The sequence below is a fragment of the Corallococcus terminator genome, assembly GCF_049194865.1.
GTDB lineage: Bacteria > Myxococcota > Myxococcia > Myxococcales > Myxococcaceae > Myxococcus > Myxococcus terminator_A.
The window spans coordinates 228,267-251,563 of sequence record NZ_JBLZWL010000109.1; the positions used below are offsets into that span (position 1 = coordinate 228,267).

At 68.1% G+C, this 23,297-nt stretch carries 17 protein-coding genes and 2 pseudogenes; 6 read left to right on the top strand and 13 right to left on the bottom strand.

What is annotated here, in order from left to right; all coding sequences use genetic code 11:
* Window positions 1–89: 89 nt before the first annotated feature.
* A complete protein-coding gene (locus ACN469_RS33625; protein ID WP_498774704.1) occupies window positions 90–1,445 on the top strand; it encodes a hypothetical protein in 1,356 nt (451 codons plus the stop codon).
* Window positions 1,446–1,488: 43 nt separating this feature from the next.
* Window positions 1,489–2,325, top strand: a complete 837-nt coding sequence (locus ACN469_RS33630; protein WP_498774706.1) for a ceramidase — start codon at window positions 1,489–1,491, stop codon at window positions 2,323–2,325.
* Window positions 2,326–2,338: 13 nt separating this feature from the next.
* Here the strand turns inward: ACN469_RS33630 and ACN469_RS33635 are convergent, their stop codons facing one another.
* Window positions 2,339–2,857 (bottom strand): nuclear transport factor 2 family protein, encoded by a 519-nt coding sequence (locus ACN469_RS33635; protein ID WP_498774708.1) that lies wholly within the window; start codon window positions 2,855–2,857, stop codon window positions 2,339–2,341.
* A gap of 94 nt (window positions 2,858–2,951) precedes the next feature.
* Here ACN469_RS33635 and ACN469_RS33640 point away from each other — a divergent pair, with 94 nt between their 5' ends.
* Window positions 2,952–3,731, top strand: a complete 780-nt coding sequence (locus ACN469_RS33640; RefSeq protein ID WP_498774784.1) for an alpha/beta fold hydrolase — start codon at window positions 2,952–2,954, stop codon at window positions 3,729–3,731.
* A 10-nt stretch (window positions 3,732–3,741) separates the two neighbouring features.
* Here ACN469_RS33640 and ACN469_RS33645 read toward each other — a convergent pair whose 3' ends face one another.
* From ACN469_RS33645 to ACN469_RS33670, 6 genes are all read right to left on the bottom strand, one after another.
* Complete coding sequence (locus ACN469_RS33645) at window positions 3,742–5,919, bottom strand: caspase family protein (RefSeq protein WP_498774710.1); 2,178 nt, start codon at window positions 5,917–5,919, stop codon at window positions 3,742–3,744.
* 95 nt (window positions 5,920–6,014) lie between these two features.
* The gene (locus ACN469_RS33650; RefSeq protein WP_498774712.1) at window positions 6,015–6,938 is read right to left on the bottom strand and encodes a hypothetical protein; all 924 of its coding nucleotides are present in this window, start codon (window positions 6,936–6,938) and stop codon (window positions 6,015–6,017) included.
* On the bottom strand, window positions 6,938–9,664 hold the full coding sequence (locus ACN469_RS33655) for a TonB-dependent receptor (RefSeq protein ID WP_498774714.1): 2,727 nt from the start codon (window positions 9,662–9,664) through the stop codon (window positions 6,938–6,940). The genes ACN469_RS33650 and ACN469_RS33655 overlap by 1 nt, the downstream gene beginning before the upstream one ends.
* Before the next feature lie 164 nt (window positions 9,665–9,828).
* A complete protein-coding gene (locus ACN469_RS33660) occupies window positions 9,829–10,620 on the bottom strand; it encodes an energy transducer TonB (RefSeq protein ID WP_498774716.1) in 792 nt (263 codons plus the stop codon).
* Between the two features lie 12 nt (window positions 10,621–10,632).
* Window positions 10,633–11,058 (bottom strand): ExbD/TolR family protein, encoded by a 426-nt coding sequence (locus ACN469_RS33665; RefSeq protein ID WP_498774718.1) that lies wholly within the window; start codon window positions 11,056–11,058, stop codon window positions 10,633–10,635.
* Window positions 11,059–11,060: 2 nt separating this feature from the next.
* Window positions 11,061–11,735 (bottom strand): MotA/TolQ/ExbB proton channel family protein, encoded by a 675-nt coding sequence (locus ACN469_RS33670; protein WP_498774720.1) that lies wholly within the window; start codon window positions 11,733–11,735, stop codon window positions 11,061–11,063.
* A 150-nt stretch (window positions 11,736–11,885) separates the two neighbouring features.
* Here ACN469_RS33670 and ACN469_RS33675 point away from each other — a divergent pair, with 150 nt between their 5' ends.
* Window positions 11,886–12,695 carry an SDR family oxidoreductase gene (locus ACN469_RS33675; protein ID WP_498774723.1) on the top strand — a complete coding sequence of 270 codons (810 nt, stop codon included), beginning with the start codon at window positions 11,886–11,888 and terminating at the stop codon, window positions 12,693–12,695.
* 21 nt (window positions 12,696–12,716) lie between these two features.
* Here ACN469_RS33675 and sitI6 read toward each other — a convergent pair.
* From sitI6 to ACN469_RS33690, 3 genes and pseudogenes are all read right to left on the bottom strand, one after another.
* Window positions 12,717–13,436 (bottom strand): annotated as a pseudogene (sitI6, locus tag ACN469_RS33680) (SitI6 family double-CXXCG motif immunity protein).
* A 6-nt stretch (window positions 13,437–13,442) separates the two neighbouring features.
* A pseudogene (locus ACN469_RS33685) lies at window positions 13,443–13,523 on the bottom strand (SitA6 family polymorphic toxin lipoprotein); the annotation flags it as partial.
* Window positions 13,524–14,043: 520 nt separating this feature from the next.
* Complete coding sequence (locus ACN469_RS33690) at window positions 14,044–15,381, bottom strand: IS701 family transposase (RefSeq protein ID WP_498765154.1); 1,338 nt, start codon at window positions 15,379–15,381, stop codon at window positions 14,044–14,046.
* Window positions 15,382–16,129: 748 nt separating this feature from the next.
* On the opposite strand from ACN469_RS33690, the gene ACN469_RS33695 reads away from it, so the two are divergent.
* Window positions 16,130–17,179, top strand: coding sequence for an esterase/lipase family protein (locus tag ACN469_RS33695; RefSeq protein WP_498774725.1), 1,050 nt, complete (start codon window positions 16,130–16,132; stop codon window positions 17,177–17,179).
* The gene (locus tag ACN469_RS33700) at window positions 17,176–17,460 is read left to right on the top strand and encodes a hypothetical protein (protein WP_498774727.1); all 285 of its coding nucleotides are present in this window, start codon (window positions 17,176–17,178) and stop codon (window positions 17,458–17,460) included. The genes ACN469_RS33695 and ACN469_RS33700 overlap by 4 nt, the downstream gene beginning before the upstream one ends.
* On the opposite strand, the gene ACN469_RS33705 is transcribed toward ACN469_RS33700, so the two are convergent.
* The 3 genes from ACN469_RS33705 to drmA are packed head-to-tail and all read right to left on the bottom strand — an operon-like array spanning window position 17,446 to window position 23,295.
* Entirely contained in the window at window positions 17,446–18,132 is a 687-nt protein-coding gene (locus ACN469_RS33705; protein WP_498774729.1) for a phospholipase D-like domain-containing protein, read from the bottom strand. The genes ACN469_RS33700 and ACN469_RS33705 overlap by 15 nt on opposite strands.
* The gene (gene drmB, locus ACN469_RS33710) at window positions 18,123–19,970 is read right to left on the bottom strand and encodes a DrmB family protein (protein WP_498774731.1); all 1,848 of its coding nucleotides are present in this window, start codon (window positions 19,968–19,970) and stop codon (window positions 18,123–18,125) included. Before drmB ends, ACN469_RS33705 begins: the two co-directional genes overlap by 10 nt.
* Window positions 19,957–23,295, bottom strand: coding sequence for a DISARM system helicase DrmA (gene drmA, locus ACN469_RS33715; protein ID WP_498774733.1), 3,339 nt, complete (start codon window positions 23,293–23,295; stop codon window positions 19,957–19,959). The genes drmB and drmA overlap by 14 nt, the downstream gene beginning before the upstream one ends.
* Window positions 23,296–23,297 lie beyond the last annotated feature (2 nt).

The following is a 23,297-nucleotide window of genomic DNA, read 5'->3' on the forward strand; positions in this document are numbered from 1 at the left end:
CAGCTGAAGACTCCGAGGATGGCGGATACCCACGACAGGCGATCTGCGACATACCCGTCTCCGCGACCCACTCCGTGACGACCTCCTCCATGACCCTTCTTCATCTCGCGCGATGTGCCCTGCTTGGAACGCTGCTCCTGCTCACCGCCTGTGGTGACGAGGAGGACCCGTCACCCGGTGACCCTGTCGACGCGGGACCCCAGGGGCGCGACGCTGGAACGGATGCGGGAAGCGACGCCGGGACCGATGCGGGCCCTCCCATCGAGGTGGTCTCGATTCCCGCGCAGACGGTGACGCTGGGTGGGCAGTCCTACGTCGCCTATCAGCGCGCCGGGGACACGTTCCGCATCGTCTGTCAGGCGCCCTGCCCCATCGAGGAGTCGTACATCTTCGCTCGCTACGCGGGCTTCCGCGCGGTGAAGGACGACCTGCTGTCACTCACGGGGCTCGACGTGACACCGAAGATGATACCGGTCGACATCCACCTCGCCTCGGACAGCGTGTGTGGGAGTCCAGGCAACCTCGCGGGCGCGTCGTTCATGAACTCCACCCCGGAGGGCCCGGGGCCCGGATCGAACGTCTGCCTGTGGGATTTGGAGGCATCGCGAGCACAGCCGCCCAACGTCCCGCGTCCCCTGACGGTGGAGAACGCACTGGCTCGCGGGAACCAGGTGCTGGTGGCACACGAGTACGCGCACATCGTGTTCTTCCTGCGCCATGAGCTCTCGCACGAGTGGTTCGTGCGCGCGGTCTCCTACCGCATCGGCGGAGACGCCCAGAGTCTGTGTGATGCGACGAACGAGCTGTTCGCGCCGACGGCCTGGAATCTGTGCCAGCAACACGGGCTCGACTATCCACAGCTCGCGGAGAGCGTTCGGCGAATCGACGCGCTGTGGTCGAGCGGTCAAGGCACGGAGTCCCTCTACCTGGGCGTTCCGCTCGCCACATCCATGTACCAGTATCACCGCATCCTGGACGGGCTCGCGGGTGAGGACACCTTCACGGGGCTGACGCTGGCGGGAGAGCTGCGGCCGAACCAATGCGGCGACGCGGCGCGCTTCACCCCGGCCGGAGGCACCGTCATCCAGTACGGAGGGCGAGTGCGCTGGGAGCTTCCGGCGGGGGCCGTGGCCTCGGAGCTCCAGGTCGAGCCTGGAAGCTGGCGCTCCAGCATGGTGGTGCCGACCGGGTGGGCGTCGTTTGCCGGGGTGCACAACTACGCCTTCACGTCCGGGGAGCAACCCCTCCTGAAGCAGGCCCGGCTGACCGTGAGCTACGACCCGAGCCTCATGCCCACGGGCGCGTCCGAGTCTTCCCTCACGCTCTACTGGAAGCCCGCGGCGAGCTTCGCGCAGGAAGTTCCGGGAGCGCAGGTGGACACGGTGGCGAATACCGTGAGCGGCAACGTGTCACGGCTGGGCCGCTACATCGTCGCGCCGCGCTGAGAGAAGGTCGGCGTGAAGTCCGGGTGCTACGCTCCCTGGCATCATGTCCTCGACCACGACGGGCTTCTGGGGCCCGAGCACTTCGACGGTGGACTGGTGCGAGACGAACTACCAGCACCTGTTCCACGTCGGAGAGCTGTTCAACTCGGCGTCCAGTCTCATCCTGGTCCTCACGGGCGTACTGGGCGTCGTGCTGCATCGCCGGGTGCTGGAGCGGCGGTTCCTCCTCGCCTTCGCGTTGCTCGCGTTGGTGGGCGTGGGCAGCACGGCGTTCCACATGACGCTGCGCCGCGAGCATCAGATGTTGGACGAACTGCCGATGCTCTATCTGGCCATCGTCATCGTCTACATCCTGCTGGAGGACCGGCCGCGGCGACGGTTCGGGAGCTGGTTCCCGTGGGCGCTTTTCGGGCACGCGGTGCTCGTGACGTACCTGACGGCGTTCACCCGGGGCGCGGTGCAGTTCTTCCTCTTCCAGGTGAGCTTCGCGTCGCTGGAGTTCTTCGCGCTGGGTCGGACGTACTTCCTCCAGCGGCGCAGCCCGGACGTGGCGACGAAGCGCCTGTTCCAGCTCGGCATCGGGGCCTATGCGCTCGCGATTGTGTTGTGGGTGAGCGACATCCAGTTCTGCCCCACGCTCAACGAGACGCTGCCGGCACGGGGCATCCCCAATCCCCAGTTCCACGCGTGGTGGCACGTGCTCGTGGCCTTCGGGTTCAACGCGCTCCTGCTCGTGATTGCACGAGAGCGGTTGAGGACGCTGGGAAAGGAGTCCCAGCTTCGGACCATGCTCGGCGTGATTCCGCGAGTCCTGTTGCCCTCGCGGGCCGGGGAGCAGGTGGCACCGACCTCATCGCGGGACGGAGCGAATCTCACCTGAAGCAGAGGAACGCTTACTTCTTCTTCGGAGCCGGAGGCGCGGGAGCCGGCGCGGGCTTCGCTGTCGCCTGCGTCTGGATGCGCTTCACCACCTCATCCATGATGTCGTTCGGGATGGGGATGGACAGGTTGTACTGGGCAATCTTCCAGCCGGCGCTGTCCTTCACCAGCACACCACTGCCCCGGCTGGGCCCCAGGTTGGGCGTGTCCAGCGTCTCGTCGAACCACGCTACCGCGCCGTCCTTCGACACGAAGATGTGGCGGGAGGTCGCCTTGAAGCTCCACGCCTTGCCCTTGGAGAAGTACGGCTTTGACCAGGCGCGGAACTCGTCGCGCGACCACCGCTCCGTGGCATCCGTGCCCATGTAGACGGCGTCCGGCGTGAAGTACCCGAAGTAGCGCGCCTCGTCCGCGTCGGCGGCGGCCTTGTGCCAGTCGTCCAACACGGTGGCGATGGCGGCCTTCGGGTCCGAGGAGGCCCCCGTCACGGGAGCGGCGGCGAGCACGAACAACAACAGGGAGACAGTGGACACGCGGAGCAACCTCGTCGAAGAGAAGTTCGCGATATGAAGCGGCACGGCCCACCCCAGGTCAAGACTCCGGGCCGGACAGAAAGGCGTGAGTCGCGTGGTCCTCGAGAGCTTTCAGATCGGTGAGGGGGATGTGCCCACGGTGCTGCTGCACGGCTTCCTCGGCACGGGGCGCAACCTGCGCTCCCTGGCCATGGCGTGGAGCGCCGCGGACCCTCGGCGCCGCTTCCTCCTGCCCGACCTCACCGGCCACGGCACCTCGCCCGTTCCTCCCCCGAGCGCCGACCTCTACACCGTCGCGCGCGACGTGCTGGACACCGCGCGCGCCCAGGGCTTCAACGGCGCGCTCGACTGGGTCGGCCACTCGCTCGGCGGACGCGTCTCGCTCGCCGCCAGCCTCCACGTCCCCGAGGCCGTCTCCCGCGTGTCGCTGCTCGACATCGCGCCCGGCCCCGTGCCCTACGACTTGTCCGACAGCGGCATGGTGCTGGGCATCCTCCTCCAGGCCCCAGCCCGCGCGAAGGACCGCAGGGAGATGCGCGCGGCGCTCACCAGCAAGAGCCTGTCCGACGGGCTCGCGGACTGGCTGGTGATGAACCTGGTGACGGACGGCGATGGCGTGCGCTGGCGCTTCGACCGACAGGCCCTGGCGGACCTGCACTCGCGCGTGAATGGCACGGACCTGTGGGCCGCCGTGGAGCGCAAGGACCGTCCGCCCATGCGCTGCATCCGGGGAGGCCGCTCGCGCTACGTCACCGACGAGGAGGCCGCTCGCCTGGAGGCCGCGGGCTGCCCGGTGACGACGCTCCCCGGCGCGGGCCACTTCGTCCACGTGGACGGCGCGAAGGAGCTGCTGGAGTGGCTGCTGCGCGCCTGACGCCCGCGCGTCAGATGCGCACGCCCAGGAACAGGCCGGGCCACATGCGCGTACCGGTGGGCCCGCGCCCCGTCTGCCACTGCGGCATCCACGTCAACCCCTTGTCCGGGTTGTCGTCCGGCGGCTTGTAGGCATTGAGCGACACGCCGCCGAAGAGCGCGAAGCGACGCTTCAGCTCCCAGCCCACGCTGCCACGCAGGCGATAGAGATGGTTCGCCGTGCCATCGCCGAAGAGCCTGGGCTGCCAGCCGCCGAGGGAGAGGTCCACGTCCGCGTAGTAGCGGTCCGCGTCGCCGAAGGGCAGGTGCACGCCCACACCCAGCGACGTGACGGTGCGCCAGGAGTCGTCCCCCTCCAGCCCCTTCATGCCGATGCTCGCGAGCACGTGCACCGTGCGGCTGCCGTACTTCACGCCGACGGACAGCGGTGTCACTTCATCCGTCCAGATTTCGAAGGCGATGCGACCCTTGCGCACCAGGCTGAGCAGGCCGATGGGCACCGACACGTCATCGGCGATGTTGATGAAGCCGAGCTGCACTCCGCTCACGTTGCCCGCGACGTTGATGAGGCCCACCTGCGCGCCCGTCACGCTGCCGGCCAGATTGAAGACCCCAATCTGCGCGCCCGTGAGGTTCTCCACCATGTTGACGCCGCCGACGAGCTGGAGCCCATGCATGTCCGCGTCCGAGCGGTTGCCCACCGCGGCGAGCTGGAACCCGGAGAAGGAGCGCTCCGAGTAGTTGATGATTCCCGCCAGCTGCACGGCCGTCGCCCCACCGAAGGCGAGGTTGCCACCCGCCGCGAGCTGGAGTCCCATCGCCTCGCCGCCGGTGACATTGGCGATGCCCGCGAGCTGCACACCCTCCATCGTCCCGTCCACCCAGCCCAGCCCCGCCGCCGCGCCCAACCCTCGGAGCTGGAATGAGCGCACCGCCAGCCCACCCAACGCCACGTTGTTGAGGCCACCACCGCCCCAGAACGCACTCGTGGACAGCGGCGGCACCAGCGACAGGTTGATGGGCACGGAGGGCATGTCCTCCAGCGCCCCCTCGCGCGCGAGCGGCGCATCCGACGGCACAGTGCCACCCCGCGCCGCCGTGCGAGTCAGCGTCACCGGCACGAAGTCACCGACGCGCAGCTCCGCGTCGCCCTTCGTCCCCACCAGCAGCTCCGCCTCGAAGCGCTGCGTGGGCCACTCCAGCGTGATGTGGTAGCGCCCCGCCTCCAGGCCCAGCGAGAGCCTTCGCCCCGCCTGCTTCTGCAGCTCCGCCACCAACTGGTTGCCCCAGTCGCGCACGAAGAGGCGGCCCTGCACCTCCTCCGCCACGCGCAGGCGCGCGTTGGAGCCGCGCAGGTCCGTCATCACCAGGTCGCCGCTGCCCGCGAGCTGGATGTCATAGGCCGCGTGCTGCGGGCCGCCCTGCGAGCGCTCCGTGCGCGCCAGCGTCTCGTGGAAGGCGAACTGATACGCCTCGTGCAGCGTGACGCGTCCGTCCCCCGTGGTATCCGCCGCGCCGCGCAGGCCCGTCACCAGGAAGTGCGTGAAGAAGGACGCGCCGATGGTGTCCGACTCCTGCGCCACCTCGTCCGCGGAGCTGGAGGCGAGGTACGCATGGCCTCGCACCTGCGCGGAGACGTCGGTGAGGAATGACGGGCGCCGCAGTCCACCCTTGAAGCGGGTGAGCGCGCCGGAGCCACACGAGTCGAGGATGGCGATGCGCACGTCCACCGGCACCAGGCCCATCAGCTTGCGCAAATCGTCATAGGTGACGCGCTCGCCGCGCGGCAACAGGCCGTCCGCGTCCGAGTGGCCCGAGTAGTACACCACCAGCTCGCGCCGCACGCCGGGCACGGCCGCGCCGTCCACCAGCGTCTTGAGCCGCTCCAGCGCGGACAGGAGCATGTCCCGGTCCGCCTCCAGCAGCAGCACGCGGTCCGCCGGAGCCACGCCGCCCAGTTCTTCCAGCACGCGCGACATGGCCAGCGCGTCCGAGCCCGCATAGCGCAACCGCTCGCGTCCAGGCCCGCCCTCGCTGGAGCCGACGACGAGCGCGAAGCGGCGCAGCGCGGCGTCAGGCTCCTCTTCGCGCCGAGCGGCCCGCGAGTCCGAGCCCCACGACACCAGCACCATCGCGGCCAGCACTCCGGCCGCGCGTCCCCACCCGCGCGCTGTGCTCCGACTCATCATCCGCTTCCCACCCCGCTCCAGCCTCGGCCCGGCCTCGCGTGAGCACCGAGGGCATACCTCGGATGGCCGCCCCCTTGCGAGCCATCCCCACGTCGCTACGGCGACCAGCGGGCCTTGCGGATGAGCCAGGTACTGCCTCCTCGCCCGTCCCTCGCCACGGCCCAGAAGGTGACCTCTTGAGCGACGCCTCCCTTCTCCGGAGGCTCCCACTCCACGCGATGCCGGCCAGGCTCACCGTTGAAGTCCGCGCCGCCCGTCTCCTCGTCCGGGATTTCTCCCAGCGACGCGTGCCAGCTGATGGACCAGGCCTCCTTGAGCGCCACGGCCTCCCTCCGGAACCCTGGCACCACGTAGGCCTCCTCCAGGGCGGACACGTCCTCGGCCGTAATCACGAAGGGCCCCTGCCCCGACAGCACAGGCAGCGCCTCCTCTGCCCACGCCTCGCCATCCAGGCGCAGCCCCTGCAACTCCGGCTGCTGGTTGGGCGCCATGCCCGGCACGAGCGGGCAGGAGAACACCATCAGCTTCTGCGCGTAGATGGCCTCGCTCCCCGCGGTGAGGCTCAGCACCAGCGGCATGCGCAGCCCTCCGAAGCCCTCGTAGGGGTCCGCCTGCCGCACCTTGTCCAGGAGCAGCGTGCCGTCCGGCAGCGTGCTGGCACCGGGCCGGATGGGCACCACCAGCTCGCCCGCCGTCGTGGTGCCCTGCGCCAACTGCACGCGCTGGGACGTGTTCTCGCAGAGGGTGTCCTTCGGGTCCGCGCAGGCCCACAGGGTGTAGGCGATGGCGCGCCCCTCGCCCATGGGGTCCACCACCAGCGCGCGGTAGGACACCTCGTTGGTGAGGACCTCCAGGGCCTCCGCGGTGAGCTCACACGTCGGAGCCATCAACTCCGGACGCTCCACGGCGATGCCCAGCACGCGCAGGTCATGCACGTTCGACGGCTTGTCATCGGGGTCGACACAGGCGACGGCGCCCAGCGTGAGCAGCAGCCCCCCATACTTGAGCCAGGTGTTCATCAGAAGCTTCCTTTCACGCCCAGCACGGGGAGGATGGGGATGCCCGGTATCTCCATCTCGTTGCGATACCGGTAGTCATTGAAGACGAACTCGACGTTCTCCGCGTTGTAGAGGTTCTGCACGTCGAGGTAGAGCGCGAGCGTCCAGTTGTCGAAGCGCCAGCCCTTCTCCACGCGCACATCGAGCTGATGGAACGTGGAGGTCCGCCCCGAGAGATGACGGCCGTACGTGGGCCCGTAGTTGTTCGAGTCCGAGTTGTAGACGTCATGCGGATGCACCAGCGGCGTCGTCGGTCGGCCCGTGGTGAGGCGGAAGCGTCCGCCCAGCTCCCAGCCATTGCCCAGCACGTAGTTGGCCACCAACGTGAGGATGTGCGTCTGGTCCCAGAGGCTCAGGCCATAGGTCTGCTCGTTCACGACGGGAGGCCCATCGTCGCCGAAGGCACCGTCGACCCGGGGCTTGGCGCCCGCGCGACCGTCCTCCGCGTGGCTGAGCGTGTACGACAGCCAGCCGTACCACTTGTCCGTGGCGGCGGCGCGGTCCTTCTTCACCATCAACTCCACGCCATAGGCCTTGCCGATGCCCGCGTTGACGAAGCGGTCCTGCGTAAAGCTCCCGCCGTCGGTGGCCCGCACATCACCCGGGGCCACCACGTTCTCGAAGCGGCGGTTGAAGAAGCCGGTGACGTCCACGTTCCACACGTCCCCCAGCCGCTGCTCCACGCCGAGGCTCGACTGGAACGCGCGCTGGTAGCCCAGCAGCGGATTGCCGTAGGGGGAGAAGATGAACTGGTAGGTGTCCGCCGGCTGGCTGTAGAGGCCGAGCGAGCCCTTGAGCGAGGTGCGCTCGGTGGCCGAGTAGCGGACCCACAGCCGAGGGTCCAAAAGCAGGTTGCGCGTGCCGCCCACCTTCTGGAGGTTGCCGCGCACGCCTGGCGTCACGGTGAGCGGGCCCCACTTGAAGTCCGCCTCGGCGAAGAGCGCGCCGTCGAAGCCGTTGATGGTGAGCTTCTCGTGGATGAGCTCCGCGACGGGGTCATTGCCCGGGAAGGGCACGTACTCGGTGCCTTCCGGAGACGGGGCCTGCACGTCGACCCTCACGTGCTCGAAGTAGACATCCAGACCGGTGCGCACGGTGAACGTGTCGGACAGCTCCAGCGACACCACCTCGCGCGCGCCCAGCGAGTAGATGGAGTCGTTTTCGATGTACTGGCCGAAGCTGATGTCGAAGAAGTCCAGGCCCACGTACGGCGTGAAGACGGTGGTGAGCGGACCCTTGCGGTACGTCCAGTCGCCCTTCACACGGTGGAAGACGGTGTGCGTGTCCAGGGAGATGTCGCGGTTCTCCTCTTCGCCTCCGGACACCAGGCGCAGCTTGTCGTCGCTGCCGAAGGCCATGATGTAGCCGGTGCTGCGCGCGGCCCCCGGCTCCGGCGTGGAGCCACGCGGCGCGCCGAAGTCCACGCGGAGCTGGTAGTCCCAGTACACGGGGACGATGGAGAGCGTGGAGCCCTCGTCGTCCGGCAGCACCGCCGGCAGCAGCGTGTCGATGTATGAGCGCCGCGCGGAGGCCGCCACGCTGATGCCCTCCGTGACGGGCGCCTCGATGAAGAAGCCCGCGTCGAGCAGGTCCACCTTCACGGACCCGTGCACCGTGTCCGCCGCGCCCTTGCGCGTGGCCACGTCCACCACGCCACCCACCGCGCGGCCATACTGACTGCCGTAGCCACCCGGGAAGAAGTCGAGCGAGTCGATGAACTCGGCGTTGACCACCGACGGTCCACCGAGCAGGTGGAACAGGTTGGGGATGCGCACGCCGTCCATCAGCGTCGCCGTCTGGCCCGGGTTGGAGCCGCGCACCAGCAAGTCACCGGAGATGAAGGGCGCTCGCGCCACGCCCGGCAACGTCTGGAGGACGCGGATGGGGTCACCGAAAGTGCCCGGCGTCTTCTGTGCTTCCTCGCGCGTCACCGTGCGACGGACCACTTCCTTCTTCGGCCGCTCGGAGCGCACCACCGTCTCGAAGGCGCTGCCGGCCGGAGCCAGGTAGAAGTTCACCTCCGTCGTCTCGTTCGCCTTCAGCATCTCCTTCGTCTGGTAGAGCTGATGACCGGAGGCGATGACACGCACCGCGCACTCACCCGGAGGGACTTCCAGGGTGAAGCGGCCGTCCACGTCGGATGTGGCCTCGGTGGCGTCCGCGTCGTCACCGCAGCGCACGGTGGCGCCGGCCACGCGCGAGCGGCTGCCTCGTGAGATGAGCTGACCGGTGAGCGTCGCCTTGGGCGCCTCGGGCTCGGCGGCGACCTGGCCTTCCGGCGGCGGGGGCGCGTTGAGGGTGAAGTGGTAGACGTACTCGACTTGCACCGGCGCGGGCACGCCGTCGACCTCGGCGGGCGTGAAGCGGAACTGGCGCACGGCGGCGATGGCCGCCTCGTCGAAGCCGTGTCCCGCCTGCTCCGCGGACTGTACGTCCGTCACCGCGCCGTCCTCGGCGATGGTGATGATGAGGCGCACTGAGGCAGTGAGGCCCTGCGCGAGCGCCTCGGCGGGGTACTGGGCTTCGATCTGCTGCACCAGCGCCGGGGGCTTGGTGATGGTGGGCTGCGCGGCCGGAGGTGACTCGGCGGCGGGGGCTCCGGGTTGCGGCGCCTGCGCGAGCGCCGGGGTCGCCACCCAGAGGGAGGCGGCGGCGAGCGCGGCGCGGGCTTTCACGTTCGAGGACATGGGGCTTTCAAGGACAGGGGCGTGAAGGGAGACGGGCTCCCGCCGACAAAGGGACGGAGTGAAGGCGTGCTGGAGGAGCCGGCGAGCGTGGACGGGCCGTGGATGTGAAAGGGGCCCACCGGTGCACTCCCCCGCTCCGGCCCTCTCTCGGCGGGAGCGGGTGTTCAATCGAGCAGGAAGGTATAGGCGTACTTCATTTCCGTGGACACTGCTTCGCCTCCCTTGATGGCGGGACGGAAGCGGAAGCGGAGGATGGCGGTGCGCGCGGCTTCTTCGAGTCCGTGGCCAGGGCCATTCAGCACGCGCGCATTCACCACGCGGCCCTCGGGGTCGATGGTGATGGACAGCGTCACCGTGCCCTCGACTCCCGCGCGACGTGCCTCGTCGGGATAGGGAATCTTCACCTCGCTGGCGAGCTGCGGCTCACGGTCCACCTGGTAGATGGGCGTGTACTTGGGCGCGCTGTAGGCCTTCACCTCTTGCGGCGCCTTGGCCTTGTCGGCGGTGCGACCGTAGAGGGTGTTGCCCACCGCCGCCGCGAAGCCTCCCGCGCTCGTCGTCGAGGACATGGAGATGCCGACCACCAGGGGCGCTGGCTTCGCGCTCGGCGGCGGTGTCTCGTTGGGAGGAGGCGGCGCATCCACGGGAGGCGGAGGCAGCGGACGAGGCGCCTCGGCGACCTTGATGGGCGGAGGCTTCGCGCGGACCTTCGGCGGCGGAGGGGGCTCGGGCTTCGGCTCCTCCACCACGGGGGGCGGGGGCGGTGGAGGCTTCGCCACCTCCACCATGACCAGCTCCACGGGACGCTGGGGCGCGGGACGCTCGGGCGGGCGGGTGTGAAGCACCACCAACCCCAGCCCGTGCAACACGAGCGAGCCCGTGACGAACCCCACGAACAACCCGTTGCCACCCCGTCGGGGCAGGACGACACCACTGTCGAGCACGCTCGTACTCATGGCCTTCGCGCGTCAGCCCCGGGGCGCGGGGGCTGCGTCCTTCTCGATGTTGAGCGCGAACTTGGCGATGCCGTGGCCCTTCACCGTGTCGATGAGCCGCATCACCTGTCCATACGCGATGCTCTGGTCGGCGCTGATGATGGCGCGGGTGTCCTTGTCCTTGGCGACGGCCTCGGCGACCTTCGTGGACAGCTCCGCCTCGCTGACGGCAGCACCGTCGAAGTAGAGCTTGCCCTCCTTGTCGAGCACCACGTTGACGAGCCCTTGCACCGTCTCGCCGCCGTTGGCCGCGCGGGGCAGGTCCACCTCCACCGTCTCGCGGACGATGAAGTTGGCCGTCACCATGAAGATGATGAGCAACACCAGCACGATGTCCACCAGGGGGGTGACGTTGATGCCAGTGATTTCCTCGTCGTCCTGCTGCGCACCTCCGGCCATGACTAGCGGACCTCCGCGCGCAGGCTGCCGACCAGGGCGTGGCCCAGGGCGTTGGCGCGACTGGTCAGCGTCTTGAGCTGACGGTTGAAGATGTTGAAGGCGACGACGGCGGGAATCGCGACGGCCAGGCCCACCGCGGTGGCGACGAGCGCCTCGGAGATACCGCCCATGACGGTCTGCTGAATCGCCGCGCCCTTCACGCCCGCGGAGCCCAGGTCATGGAACGCCTTGATGATGCCGAGCACCGTGCCGAACAGGCCGATGAACGGGGCGTTGTTGCCGAGCGTGCCGAGGAAGGACAGGAAGCGTTCATACTGAGGGCGCTCGCGGGACATGGTGGAGGCAATCACCTGCTCGACGGAGTCGGCGCCTTGCGCGGCGGAGGCGAGGCCCTCGCGGATGATGGCGGCCTCCATGCCTCGGCGCCCCTGGATGGCCACACGGACGGCCTCGAGCTCGCCGCGCGCCAGCCGCACCGCGAGTGTCTCCGAGTCCGGGAGGCGGTTGCGGGCGAAGTACACCGTTCGCTCCAGCATGATGGCGATGGAGAGCACGGAGAGGACGACCAGGATCCACAGCACCCACTCGGCGGAGGTGAGCGTGACGCCGAGCAGTTTGCTGCTGAGCCAGCCGAGATTCTCGGCGGGGACCTGGGCGAGGACCGCGATGGACGACATGGAGTTCTTTCCCCTCTCGAAATGCGTTGGCGCGAACGGAACACCGAGGGCTCCGGAAAGTGTCACCGGGTTTATTTTCGAGGCGGACCGCTGTGCGCGGGTGTAGGCCCGGCGCGGGCAGCCTCGACGCGCTCCGGGTGCGGGGCGACAATGCGGGCCATGCAAGGCAAGAGCGTGGTGGTCACCGGTGCTTCCATGGGCATCGGCGAGGAGCTGTCGGTGGCGCTCGCGGCGCGGGGCGCGAATCTGGTGCTGGCCGCGCGGAGTGAGGACGCCCTCCAGCGGGTGAAGCAGCGGTGCGAGGCAGCGGGCGGGAAGGCCATCGCGGTGGCCACCGACGTCGGGGACCCGGAGGCGTGTCGGCGGATGGTGGACCGCGCGGTGGAGGCGTTCGGCGGGGTGGACGTGCTCGTCAACAACGCGGGCATCTCCATGGACGCGCGGTTCGAGGACATCACGGACCTGACGCTCTTCGAGCGGCTGATGCGCATCAACTACCTGGGCTCGGTGTACTGCACGCACCATGCGCTGCCGCACCTGAAGACACGGCGGGGGTTGCTGGTGGCGGTGTCGTCGCTGACAGGGAAGACGGGCGTGCCCACGCGCTCGGGCTATGCGGCGAGCAAGCACGCGATGAACGGGTTCTTCGATTCGCTGCGCGTGGAGTTGATGGGGACGGGCGTGGACGTGACGGTGGTGTGCCCGGGGTTCGTCGCGACGAACGTCCGCGCCAACGCGCTGGGCAAGGACGGAAAGCCGCTGCAGGTGAGCGCGCACGACGAGACCGAAGGCAACATGGACGTGGGCACGTGCGTGTCCATCATCCTGAAGGCCATGGATCAACGTGAGCGCGAGGTGGTGATGACCACCAAGGGCAAGGTGGGTCAGTACCTGAAGCTGTTCACCCCGGGCTTCCTGGACCGCATCGTGTTCAAGGCGATTCAGGAACGGCGGAAGTGAGCGGGGCGGGAGGCTGCCGGATTAGCGCGTCGGCAGCTCGCGGATGGTCAGGCCATCCAGTCCCAGTCGGTTGACGGCGTCGACGAACCGCTCGGTGCCGATGACCATCGTGGCGAAGTTCCCGACTCGGAACAGGTCCAGCTCCGTCGGGAGCGAGGCAGCGTCCAGGATGGGCTCATCGGGTCGCGTGAGGCCGAATCGGCCACAGGTCGGGCACGGTGGAAGCTCGTCGGGAGGAATGCAGTCGGGATGGAGACGCCCGTGAGGGTCCACCTGGAGCTCCAGCAACTCCGGCGGGCTCTTCTGGCGGAAACGCAAGGCGGTTGGATAGGCCCGCAGTCCTTTCACGCCCTCGGCCTGAAGACGCTCCAACGCCTCGCGATGAACGAGAAGCACTTCGATGATCCACGCGAAGTCAGGGAGCTCTCCGAAAGAGGTTCCCACCAAGGGACCCAGGCCCGCGCCAGGAGGGAGCGTCGCATTCGGGGGAGCCAGGGGACGCACCAGCTCGCGGAGACGAGCGAACTCATGGAAGGACTCGGGTCGGGCCTTCTCGAACTCGCGCCGCTCCGGCAGGTCTTACAGGTCCACCCCGGGGTAGTGGTGGCCAGCGCCGCTCCAGGTGGCGCCGCAATCGTGGCACGTCGCGCCCGGCAGTCCCCACCGATGCGCACCGTGCACTTCGCCGCCATGTTTCGCGGCGACCGCGCTGTCCTCATCCACCCAGAAAAATCGCCTCATCCACCCTCACGCTCCCGGCAGTGAATAGTAGGGCTGGATGGGTCCGCCGATGAGCTCGAAACGGTAGCTGAGCTCTCCTGTGTGCTTTCATCGCGCAGAACTATGAGCAGGTTTCCCCAGACCAATGAACCGATTCCACGACTGAGGGTTTGACGGGCGATGACTCTTCGACGAACAGCGACCGCCTATGTGGCCGAAGGGCTTGGCATGGCCCGATGGGGCGATGACGAAGCGACCCTCCGGAAGGTCTACCCCGAGGCCTATGTTCGGCCGAGGCCAGGGGTTGGAGCTCCCCTCATCGTCCCCAGCTTGTTCGAGGACTCTTCCGCCCATGGAGTGAAGGGGTATTTTTTCCTAGGCCCGCGAGGGGTCGAGTACATCGTTCTCAGCGAGAACTCCGAGATGGATGGGATGGATGTTCTCCCCTGTGTGCATGGACTCGCCCGTCACTTCGGCTTTGGTCCCGTCACCGACTCGAAGCGACAGACGTGGGTGGTAAACGGGTCGCAAATCTTGCTCCAGCTTTGCGACCCGTTCGAGGAGGGAGCCTCGATTTCCGAATTTCTCCTACGGGTTAATACGACTTGGTCACATCCGCGAGGGCAGCTCAGGCGGCGCTCTGGCGTTGATGGCCCTGTTGCAAAGCGGGCAGGTGCCAATCTGCTGGAGCAGGATGGGTTGAATCGCGCGCCGCACCATCGGCAGGGTCCAGTGCACTCGGCTCTGGGGGGAAAAGCGCCCGACGGAGCGCGAGGAAGCCGTGGGCCACGGCGCAGAGGGTGGCGTGGTGGTGGAAGCCGCGCCACGTGCGCCCTTCGAAGTGGTCGAGGCCGACTTCGGCCTTCAGCTCCTGATAGTCCCGCTCGACGCGCCAGCGCAGCTTCGTCAGGCACACCAACTGCTTGAGGGACGTGTCCGCCGGCAACGTGGAAAGATGGAACTTGGTGGGCCCCTCCTCGTTCCTGGGCCATTCGCAGAGCAGCCACTGTTCGTCGCCCGGGGCCAGCCCTATCGAGTGTCCATGGCCAATGCGAATGCGCAGTGCCGCGAAACGAGAGCGCTTGCGGCCCTTGGGACCTTCACCCCAGGTGAGCGACTTCCATGCGGTGGGTGGTAGGTCGGCGGCAAGTTTCTGAGCGGCAACGGGCCTCGCTTCGCCATAACGGTAGCGCGTGCGAGCTGGCCCACTCATGCCCGGGGGCTTCGAGGGAATGGGCGGAGGCTCGAATCCGGGAGGCCAGACCACGGAGTCTCCCCGAATGCCGACGATGTACGGCAACCCTCGGCGAGTGAGTTCCTCTCGGAACTCGATGTCATTCCCATACCCGCAGTCCGCAAGGAACAGCCGCCGCTTCACTCCCCAATCCAACGCACGGCCAATCAGCTCCAGAGCGATGTCCCGCTTCGTCTTGAACACCACGTCCTCCGGCACGCCCACCTTGCTCAGGCGCTCCGTGTCGGACGTCCATTCCGCCGGCAGATACAGCCGCATCCCAATGCAGCCGCTGCCCTTCTCACCAGCCAGATGCAGGCTGACGGCCACCTGGCAGTTGTCGGTGCGGCCCAGCGTGCCCGAGTACTGACGGGCCACGCCCACGGAGTGCTTGCCCTTCTTGGGGAAGCCCGTGTCATCCAAGACCAGAGCTTCGATGCCTGGCAGGTCCTCCTCCAGTTTCAAGGCCAGCCGGCGCATGACCTCATCGTCCGCCCAGTTGCTGCCACTGAGGCACTGCTGGAGGCGCTGGCGCATGGCCTCCTTCTCGGATGCTTGCTCCACCAGTCGCCCCGCCATCGGGTCGATGCTCTTGCGCTCGCCTTCAAGCAGCAGTCCTTTGACGTACCAGTCCATGGCCCGGCGCCGCTCCACACGTCCCAAGCCCGAGAACATCGACTCCAGGAAGCTCGCCAGCTCCCCCTCCAGTCGTTTCATCTGCGTCGGCGTCATGCCTGGGGAACAGTCCGCCCTCCCTCACGCATTCTTGAAGTGACCAAGTCGTATTAATCATCCAGGGATGATTCAGGCTGACTTCCGAATCTTTGAGGCTCAGCCATTGTGGCCAAGGCGGGTAACGCAACCGCTGCCCGCCTGGGACCAAGCTGTGCTGCCAGCGTCTGTTCGGTCAGACTCATTCGTTGAATGCCCTTTCTGTGGAAGGGTGTTCAGTCTCACCGATTCTGCGAGATGGGATGGCTCGCGGCATCTCACATGCGGCCAGCGTATCCAACTGGAACCATTCTCGAATTCCTGACAGGACAGAGGCCCATTGACAGCACGTCAGGTGACCCAGCGTCAGCGGACGCTGCGGCTCAACTGGGCAGGCTTCCTCAAGCGCAGCTTCAAGGAGGACGTCCTTCTCCGCGGTTGGGGCGGGGGACAGCGCCGTGTCCTCGCCTACCTCACCCGCACTCAGGCAGGTGCTGGAGCACTTGAAACTGCCCGTAGCCTTGCCGCCTCTTGCATCGGCACCAGAGCCGCAGCAGCCAGACTTCTGGCAGTAAGCCCCCCTTAGCCCCCTACCCCAGGTGTTCCGACCCTGGGGCTGGGACATCGCCCTCATCGTCTCCGAGCCCATCAAGCAAGCGCTCGAACATGCCCTCGCGACAGGCATGCGATTCAAGGAGGTCTAGGCCATATCCAGACCCTGATTCGACTTCCATGACGCGACGTGTCACACTGCTCGTGGAGGTACTGAATGACGACTTCGGAAGCGCCTGAAACCCCAGACTCCGAGCCAGGGTTCCCGGTGGTCTCGTCCTCTCCCGCTGAAGCGGCACTCCCTGCTCCGCCCAAGCCTCGCGTGGGCAAGGTGGACCTGGCGCTCGGCGTGCTCAACGGCGTGCTGGGCGACTACCTCCACCGCCAGAACAACGCCCTCGCCACGCCCATGGGCCTGTACCACGAGGGCCGCTCCCTCCCCGTCGAGCGAGAGGCCCTGCGCGCCGCACATCCCCACTCCACGGGACGCGTGGCCCTCTGGGTCCACGGACTCGCCGTCACCGAGGCCGTCTGGGCCTTCCCCGCCGAGCCCACCACCGACTACGGATCCCTCCTGGAGCGCGACGCGGGCTTCACCCCGCTCTATCTCCGCTACAACACCGGCCTGCACATCTCCGACAACGGAGAGGCCCTCGCGCACCTCCTGCAACGCCTGGTCGCCGAGTTCCCCGTCCCCATCACCGAGCTCGTCCTCGTCGGCTACAGCATGGGCGGCCTCGTGCTGCGCAGCGCCTGCCACATCGCCTCCGAGACGTGCCTGCCCTGGCTCTCCCACGTGCGGCGCTCCTACTCCATCGGCGTGCCCCACTTCGGCAGCCCCCTGGAGCGCATGGGCACCGTCGTCGCTCAGGTGCTCCGCGCAGTGCCCAATCCCTACACCCGCCTGGTCGCCGATGTCGTCGACCTGCGCAGCAGCGGCGTGAAGGACCTGGGCGTCGCCCGCCTGCGCCGACAGGACTGGGAAGACACCACGTCACCGTGCACGCCCCTGCTCCCTCCGCCAGGCATCGCCCACCACCTCATCGTCGGAGCGCTCGGCGAGCAGGGAAAGTGGCTGTCCGCGATGTTCGGTGACGGCGTCGTCTCCCTGGCGAGCGCTTCCGGACGCACCGGCCCTCGTGATACGAGCCCGCTGTTCCCCCCGGAAAACGTCAAGGTGGTCGCCAGTATCGACCACGTCTCCCTCGCCCACCACGCGGAAGTCTATGCGCGGCTGCGCGAGTCGCTCGCTGTGGAGGTCGCATGACTCGCCTACGTGGTCTGAAGGATCTGGTTCACGATGCCGTGGAGCAGGGCGCCATCGCGGTAGAGCGCATCCACCGCTCCAGCGCCGCGAAGCCCTTCGAGGTGCTGCGGCTGATTCCCGTCCTCGAAGCGCCCGTGGGCACCCTGCAATCCCTCCACGACGCCGCCCTCTCCGGCACGTATGGAATGGTCCGCTGGGTCAACCGCGCCGTCGACGGGACGCTGGACGTCGCCCTGGACCTCTTCGAGCACCGCCAGCTCTCCGAATCAGGCGACCCGTGAGAACCACTCCCCCGTGGAGAACTGGGCCTCCAGCACCGCGGCCAGGTGCGTGTCCTCCAGCAGCACGCCCACTTCGATGTTCCGTGTCTGTCCTCGGTTCGTGAAGTTCGCGGACGTCACGAAGACCCACCGTGCGTCCACCACGACGCATTTCGCATGCAGGCTGGCGAAGACACCCCTCCTGGGTGAGAAGCCGTGGCACTCCGGAAAGGGCGGACCGAAGGGCCAGTGCTCCCGCAGGAACGCCGAGGCCACCGGCGCGCTCGCATAGAGCCTGCCACTCACGCCTCGCTGGAGGGCTTCGTGCAGCGGCCCCAACACGTCCGCCGCGTGGTCGAACGTGAACCCGGCCACCAGCACCGTGCTCGTGGCCTTGTGGAACAGGTCCGCCAGCACCACCGCCGTGTCGCGAGCACCGCTCCAGCGGGCCTCCGGCCCCGTCCAGACCAGCTCTGGCCGCCGGGCACCCGCGCGCCGCTCCACGAGCACCGTGTCCAGCAGCACCAGCGTTCCCTCCCGTCCCAGCGCGTTCAACGCCGCGACCTCCCCCGTCAGCCGCTCCAGCCCCTCTCCCTGGAGCGCCAGTCGGGACAACGGAAACCCGAGCCGCCGCGTGCCCACCACGGCCTTCAGCCGCTCCAAGTCCAACGTCGCCACGCCGCTCAGGTCCACGGCGTCTTCAGGAAGGCGACGTCCTCGTGGCCCAGCGTGGGCACGACGAGCGCGCGGTCAAGGTACTGGTTGAAGCGCTCGCAGGAGCACTCGGGGAGGAAGAGGCACCCGTGGCACGCGGCGCCCTCCAGGTCGCGGTCATCACGGCCCGTGGGTTCGTGATGCGCGCAGACGGGGTCGTTGGAGCAGAGGCGCGCGTCCTCCAGCGCCCGGGCAAGGTGCTGCCCCAGTCGCCGGCCCTCCTCCACCAGTCCGCCCAGCGTGCCTTCCGCGCCCGTGGTGCCCGTCATCAACAGGATGCCCGCCATGGGGACGGCGTCGCTGTGCGGCGCGCAGTAGAGCCGCTCGCGGATGGAGCTCGCGGGATAGCCACACTCCAGCGCCACCTCCGTCATCAACAGGTGCGCCAGAGAATGGAGCAGGTAGAGCCGCACGCCCGGAAAGGGAAGCTTCGAACCGGAGCCCTGCTTCCAGCGCTCATATCCCGCCCTGAGCACCTCCTCGCGCCGCACCACGGACTCGGACATCTCCCAGGCATGCACCTGCTGCTCGTCGAGCACCAGCAGCATGCCCTCGCCTTGCATCTCCGTGACGGGGACCCAGTCCCGGTGGAGCGACATCGGCGCGAGCGCCACGTCCAGGTCGTAGCGGCCCTGGAGGTCCTTCGACAGGGGCTCCAGCCGCGTGAAGCCGACCTGGGCCTGGACCTCCCGCAGTCGTCGCGCCAGCACCACGCGTTCGACCAGCGAGGGCAGTCCCTGGGGCCGAGCGATGCGCCGGGCCCAGAAGACCTCGGTGCGGTCCCGGGGCATCTCGCCAGGCTTCTCCTGCGGCTGCGCGAGGAACTGGAGCCACTCCGCGGTGCGGATCTCCGGGACGGCTTCGGGCGTGTGCTCGCGCTCCGCATTGATGGCCGCCAGCACCTCCGCGTTGGAGGCGGAGCCGAGCGCCGCCTGCACCTGGGCAATGGTCCGGAAGGCCGGCAGGGTCTCCGCGGTGGCGGACTGGAGGATGCTCCACGCGGACTGCACCTTGCGCCGGAGCGACTCCGGTTCAGGGATGGTGATGGCGCTGGTGGTCTGCGCGAAGTAGCCGTTGCTGGCGGTGCGGACCAGCAGCCGCTGCTTCTCGTCGCAGCGCTCCCGCGCCTCCAATCCCAGCCAGGGCCGCTCCCCGTCGCAGCGGTCCTGCTGCTCCTTGTGTGTCATGTCGATGAGGCGCCTGCGCTTGCCGCACGTCGAGCACGCGACCTCGATGTCACTGAAGTCACCGCTCACTCCCTCCTCGAACTTGAGCTGTGGGGCGTCGCAAGGCTTGCGCTCGTGCATCCACCAGGTCCAGTCGATGTCCGACAGGTGCCCCCGAGGACAGGCCGCGACGAAGCGCACCGGCACGCAGCGCTCGGGCTTCGCTTCCACACCCGCGCAGCGATGGCGGTACTCCTGATTCACACGCTCCAGGCTGTTGGCCCGCACCAGCGTGCGGCAGTGGGGGTTCTGGCAGACAAACCAGCGCGGAAACTCATACACCTGGATGCCGCAGGACTCCGTCGGCTCTCGCTCATCCCCAGCGGGGGGCTTGCGGAAGGGGGCCTCCTTGCTGAGCGGCCACTTGTTGCGGTGGTAGAGCGGTTCGACAATTTCCAGCAGTCGTGGCTCGTTGACCACCTCGCCCTGGCCCTTGAGACGCCAGAAGTCCAGGCCGCCCACGAGGACCGCGTCGTTCAGCAAGTCCAGCATGCTGCCCGGACCGAAGGTGGAGACCACCTGGCTCTGGCGCACGCGCCCATCCGGCGGCCGCGTCGAGCGGGCCCGGGTCCACTTCCTAGGTTTCGTCATGCGCTACCTCCACAGTCGCTGCCTTCGGGGCGCGGTAGCCGCCCAGGGGTTGACGTGAAATCCACAGGTGCACCGAGGACTCCACGTCACGCATGGACGTGGGCGCGTCGAACTTGAGCTCGTCCTGGGTGAGGTTGTCGGTGGGGTCCAGGAAACCGCGCAGCAGGGGCTTGAGCCCCTTTCCCTCCGGGTCGTAGGGCGAGTACGCGCGCTGGGCGGCGTCCTTCTTCGCCTGCTCGATGATGTTGCGCCACGAGTCGAGCAGGCTTCGCGCGCGCTGCATCACGATGCCGCTGGCGCGCTCCGACTCCGCCTTGGGCAGTCCTCGGCCAGCGCGCTTCGCCAGGGTTTCGAGCGCCTGCTCCAGCGCGTCCCGGTGCGCCTGCAGGGACTTCCACTCCAGGGGCGCCGTCATGGAGGTGCCCAGCAGCCGGCCCAGCGCCACCACCACGCCCGCGAGCCCCCGGTCGAGCGCCGGTGCCGAGAAGGGTGTCACCGAGGTGGCTTCGACGAAGCGATAGAACGACTCGTGGTACGTCCCGAAGCGCTCGTAGTGGCTGCGGTCTCGGGGTTTGGCCGCGTTGAGGCACGTCACCACGAGGCCGGGCTTGTTCATCTTGCGACCCACGCGGCTGGACGCCTGGATGTACTCGCTGGTCGTCTTGGGCTGTCCCGCCACGACCATGAGTCCCAACCGGTCGATGTCCACGCCGACGGAGATCATGTTGCTGGCGAGCACGACGTCGATGCTCTGGGGCTGGCCGTGCGTGAGCTCCAGGCGGTTCTTCGATGCCTTGATGTCAGCGGTCTTCTCCCGGCTGGTCAGCTCGATGGGCTCGCCTCGGATGGTCCTGCCTCGGTACCAGGGATGCTCGGCCTCTTTGCCGAAGTCCTCTGGACGACGGCGGACGCGGTCCATCACCAGTCGGCGCACCTCGTCCTCGACCAGCCGGCGCATGCCGCCCAGTTCGCGCAGGCTGTTGAAGTAGCCGACGAGCGTCAGGTACGGGTCCGCGCTCACGGCGCCGTGAAGTTGTTCGCCGCGCGCGGCGGCGGCGAGCAGGCTGACATAGACGCGCAGCAGGATGGCCTTCATGGGCCGCCCGGGTGCCGCCACGCCCACGTATTGGCGCGCGCCCTTCTTGCCCACGGAGGCGAAGAACGTCTCGGAGGCATCCACGCCTGGCGGAGGGAAGAGCGCGACGTCCCGTCCATAGAGGCGACTCACCTGTTGCCGGGAGCGGCGGACGGTGGCGGTGGAGGCCACCAATTTCGCCCGGGGCGCGAGCGTCAGGACGGCGCCTTCGTAGAGGCCCACCATGGAGCCCAGCGGGCCGGAGATGAGGTGCAGTTCGTCCTGCACGATGAGCTCCGGGGGAGGCAGCCCCTTCGGGAGCGTCACGAGCGCCGCCTTCACATCCGCGGCGGCATTGCACGGGCCGACGAAGCGCTTCCCGGTGCGCCCCAGGACGCGACCGAAGAGCAATCCCGTCTCTCCACGCCACGGCAGCATGGCGAACTTGTCCACGGTGGCGACGAGGAAGCACGGCAGCTCCCGGTAGATCTGCTCGTCGACGAAGAGGACGGGGAGCCCTTCCAGGTTGCGGCCCAGGTTGAAGGCGCACTCGATGTTGGCGCAGCCGACGAGCACTTCCTCGGGTTTGGACTTGGAGGGCCGGAGGATGAAGCACTCCCGTTCGAACGGCGTCGTACACCAGGGACAGGTGGCGAGCGGGAAGGGAGATTGCGCGCGGGCGCTGTTGTCGTTCTTGTACTCGGTGATTTGCGTGGAGGCCTGCTCCAGCGTGTTGGCGGTCGCGGAGCGGCCGACCCACAGTCCGATGGAGAAGCGCACGGTTCCCAGGCGTTTCGGCTCTTGCTTGCGGAGCACTTCGAGCGCGCAGATGAGTGTCGCGGCGCGACCGAGCTGGTCGAGGGTGAGCAGCCGCAGCGTGTAACGCAGCAGCACGGCCACGCCCAGTCCGCCATGGAGGTGGGCCTGTCCCCGGAGGCGGCGCAGGAGCAGGGTGAAGGCAATGAGTCCCAGGTAGGCCTGCGTCTTTCCGCCGCCGGTGGGGAAGAAGATGAGCTCCACGAGCTCACGGTCCGCGTGGCCTTCGTGCTCGACGGAGGGGAGGTTGAGCAGGATGAAGGCGAGCTGGAAGAGACGCCATTGAGGCGCTTCTTCCTGCCGCACCTTGCGCTCCGCCTGGGCCATGACGCTGTTCATCCAGCGGAAGGCGTCGAAGGCGAGAGGTTCCCGAGCCAGGAGTTGGATGCCCTCCTCGATGCGATCGGCCGCGCGTCGAGCCCTGCGGATGAGCTCATCCCGTGTCTCCTCGCGGCGTTCGCCGCCGACAGCGATGGTGGCCTGGGTGGCCACCCATTCACGGTAGGTCCGGACCAGGGGGAGCAGGGCCGCTACGGCCTCCGAGGGGGTCGTGAACGCGGCGAGCTGCTCCATGCCCACCGTGACTTCGTCAATCCGCCGCGCTTCGACAGGGAGCACCTCGACGCGTGGCAGCCAGTCCGTTTCCACGCGGGTGACGGGGACGGAGGTGGATGGGACGCGCACGGAGATGCCATGGCCCACGGCCCACCGCTGGCGGTCGCGGAACTGGAGGTCGTTGACGCGGTCGTCGTCGTCCTCGCTCCTGGCGTCGCTGGAGTCCTGTCGGCTGACGAAGCCCTGCTCGCATTCCAGGGCGAGGTGGGTCTGGAAGGCATAGGCCTCGTCCCGGTCGACTGCGGTGCTGGTGGGCGGGCGCGCGTTGACGAGGAAGATGGCGACCGCGAGCTCTCCTTCGAGCGTCTTCTCCACGTGGCCTTCCAGGCGCAGGCCCTGGCTGTCATGGAGGGACAGGCCTTCCCGAAGAGCCGCGTCGTTCAGGTGCAGGGTGACGGTGCGTTGGTGGAAGGTACGGCTCCACGGCTTGCGCCCCTCTGCTTCGAGGCGCTGGTAGTCCGCCCAGCAGACATGGGCGGTGAGCTGGGACGTGCCCGCGGGGACGAAGACGGACAGGCCCATGGACGCGGGCAGGCGGCGCACCTTCTTGGCGGTCGGGTCGGGGCGGGAGGATTCCTCGTTGTCCTCGTCATTGCCCGCAGCCAGGTCGTCTTCCTCGTCGTCGGGTTCGTCCTCGATGACTCCCTGGTCGAGCGGGACGAGGAAGCCCGTCAGGTACCAGCGGGACGGTGGTGTGCGGAGCACTTCGGGTGCGTCCGAGACAGGAGCACCTGGAGGCTTGTTGAACGGACCGACGAGGTCCGCTTCGAGCGCATCGATGAGGTGGGAGCGGACCGCTCCCGTGTCAGGGGCATTCATGG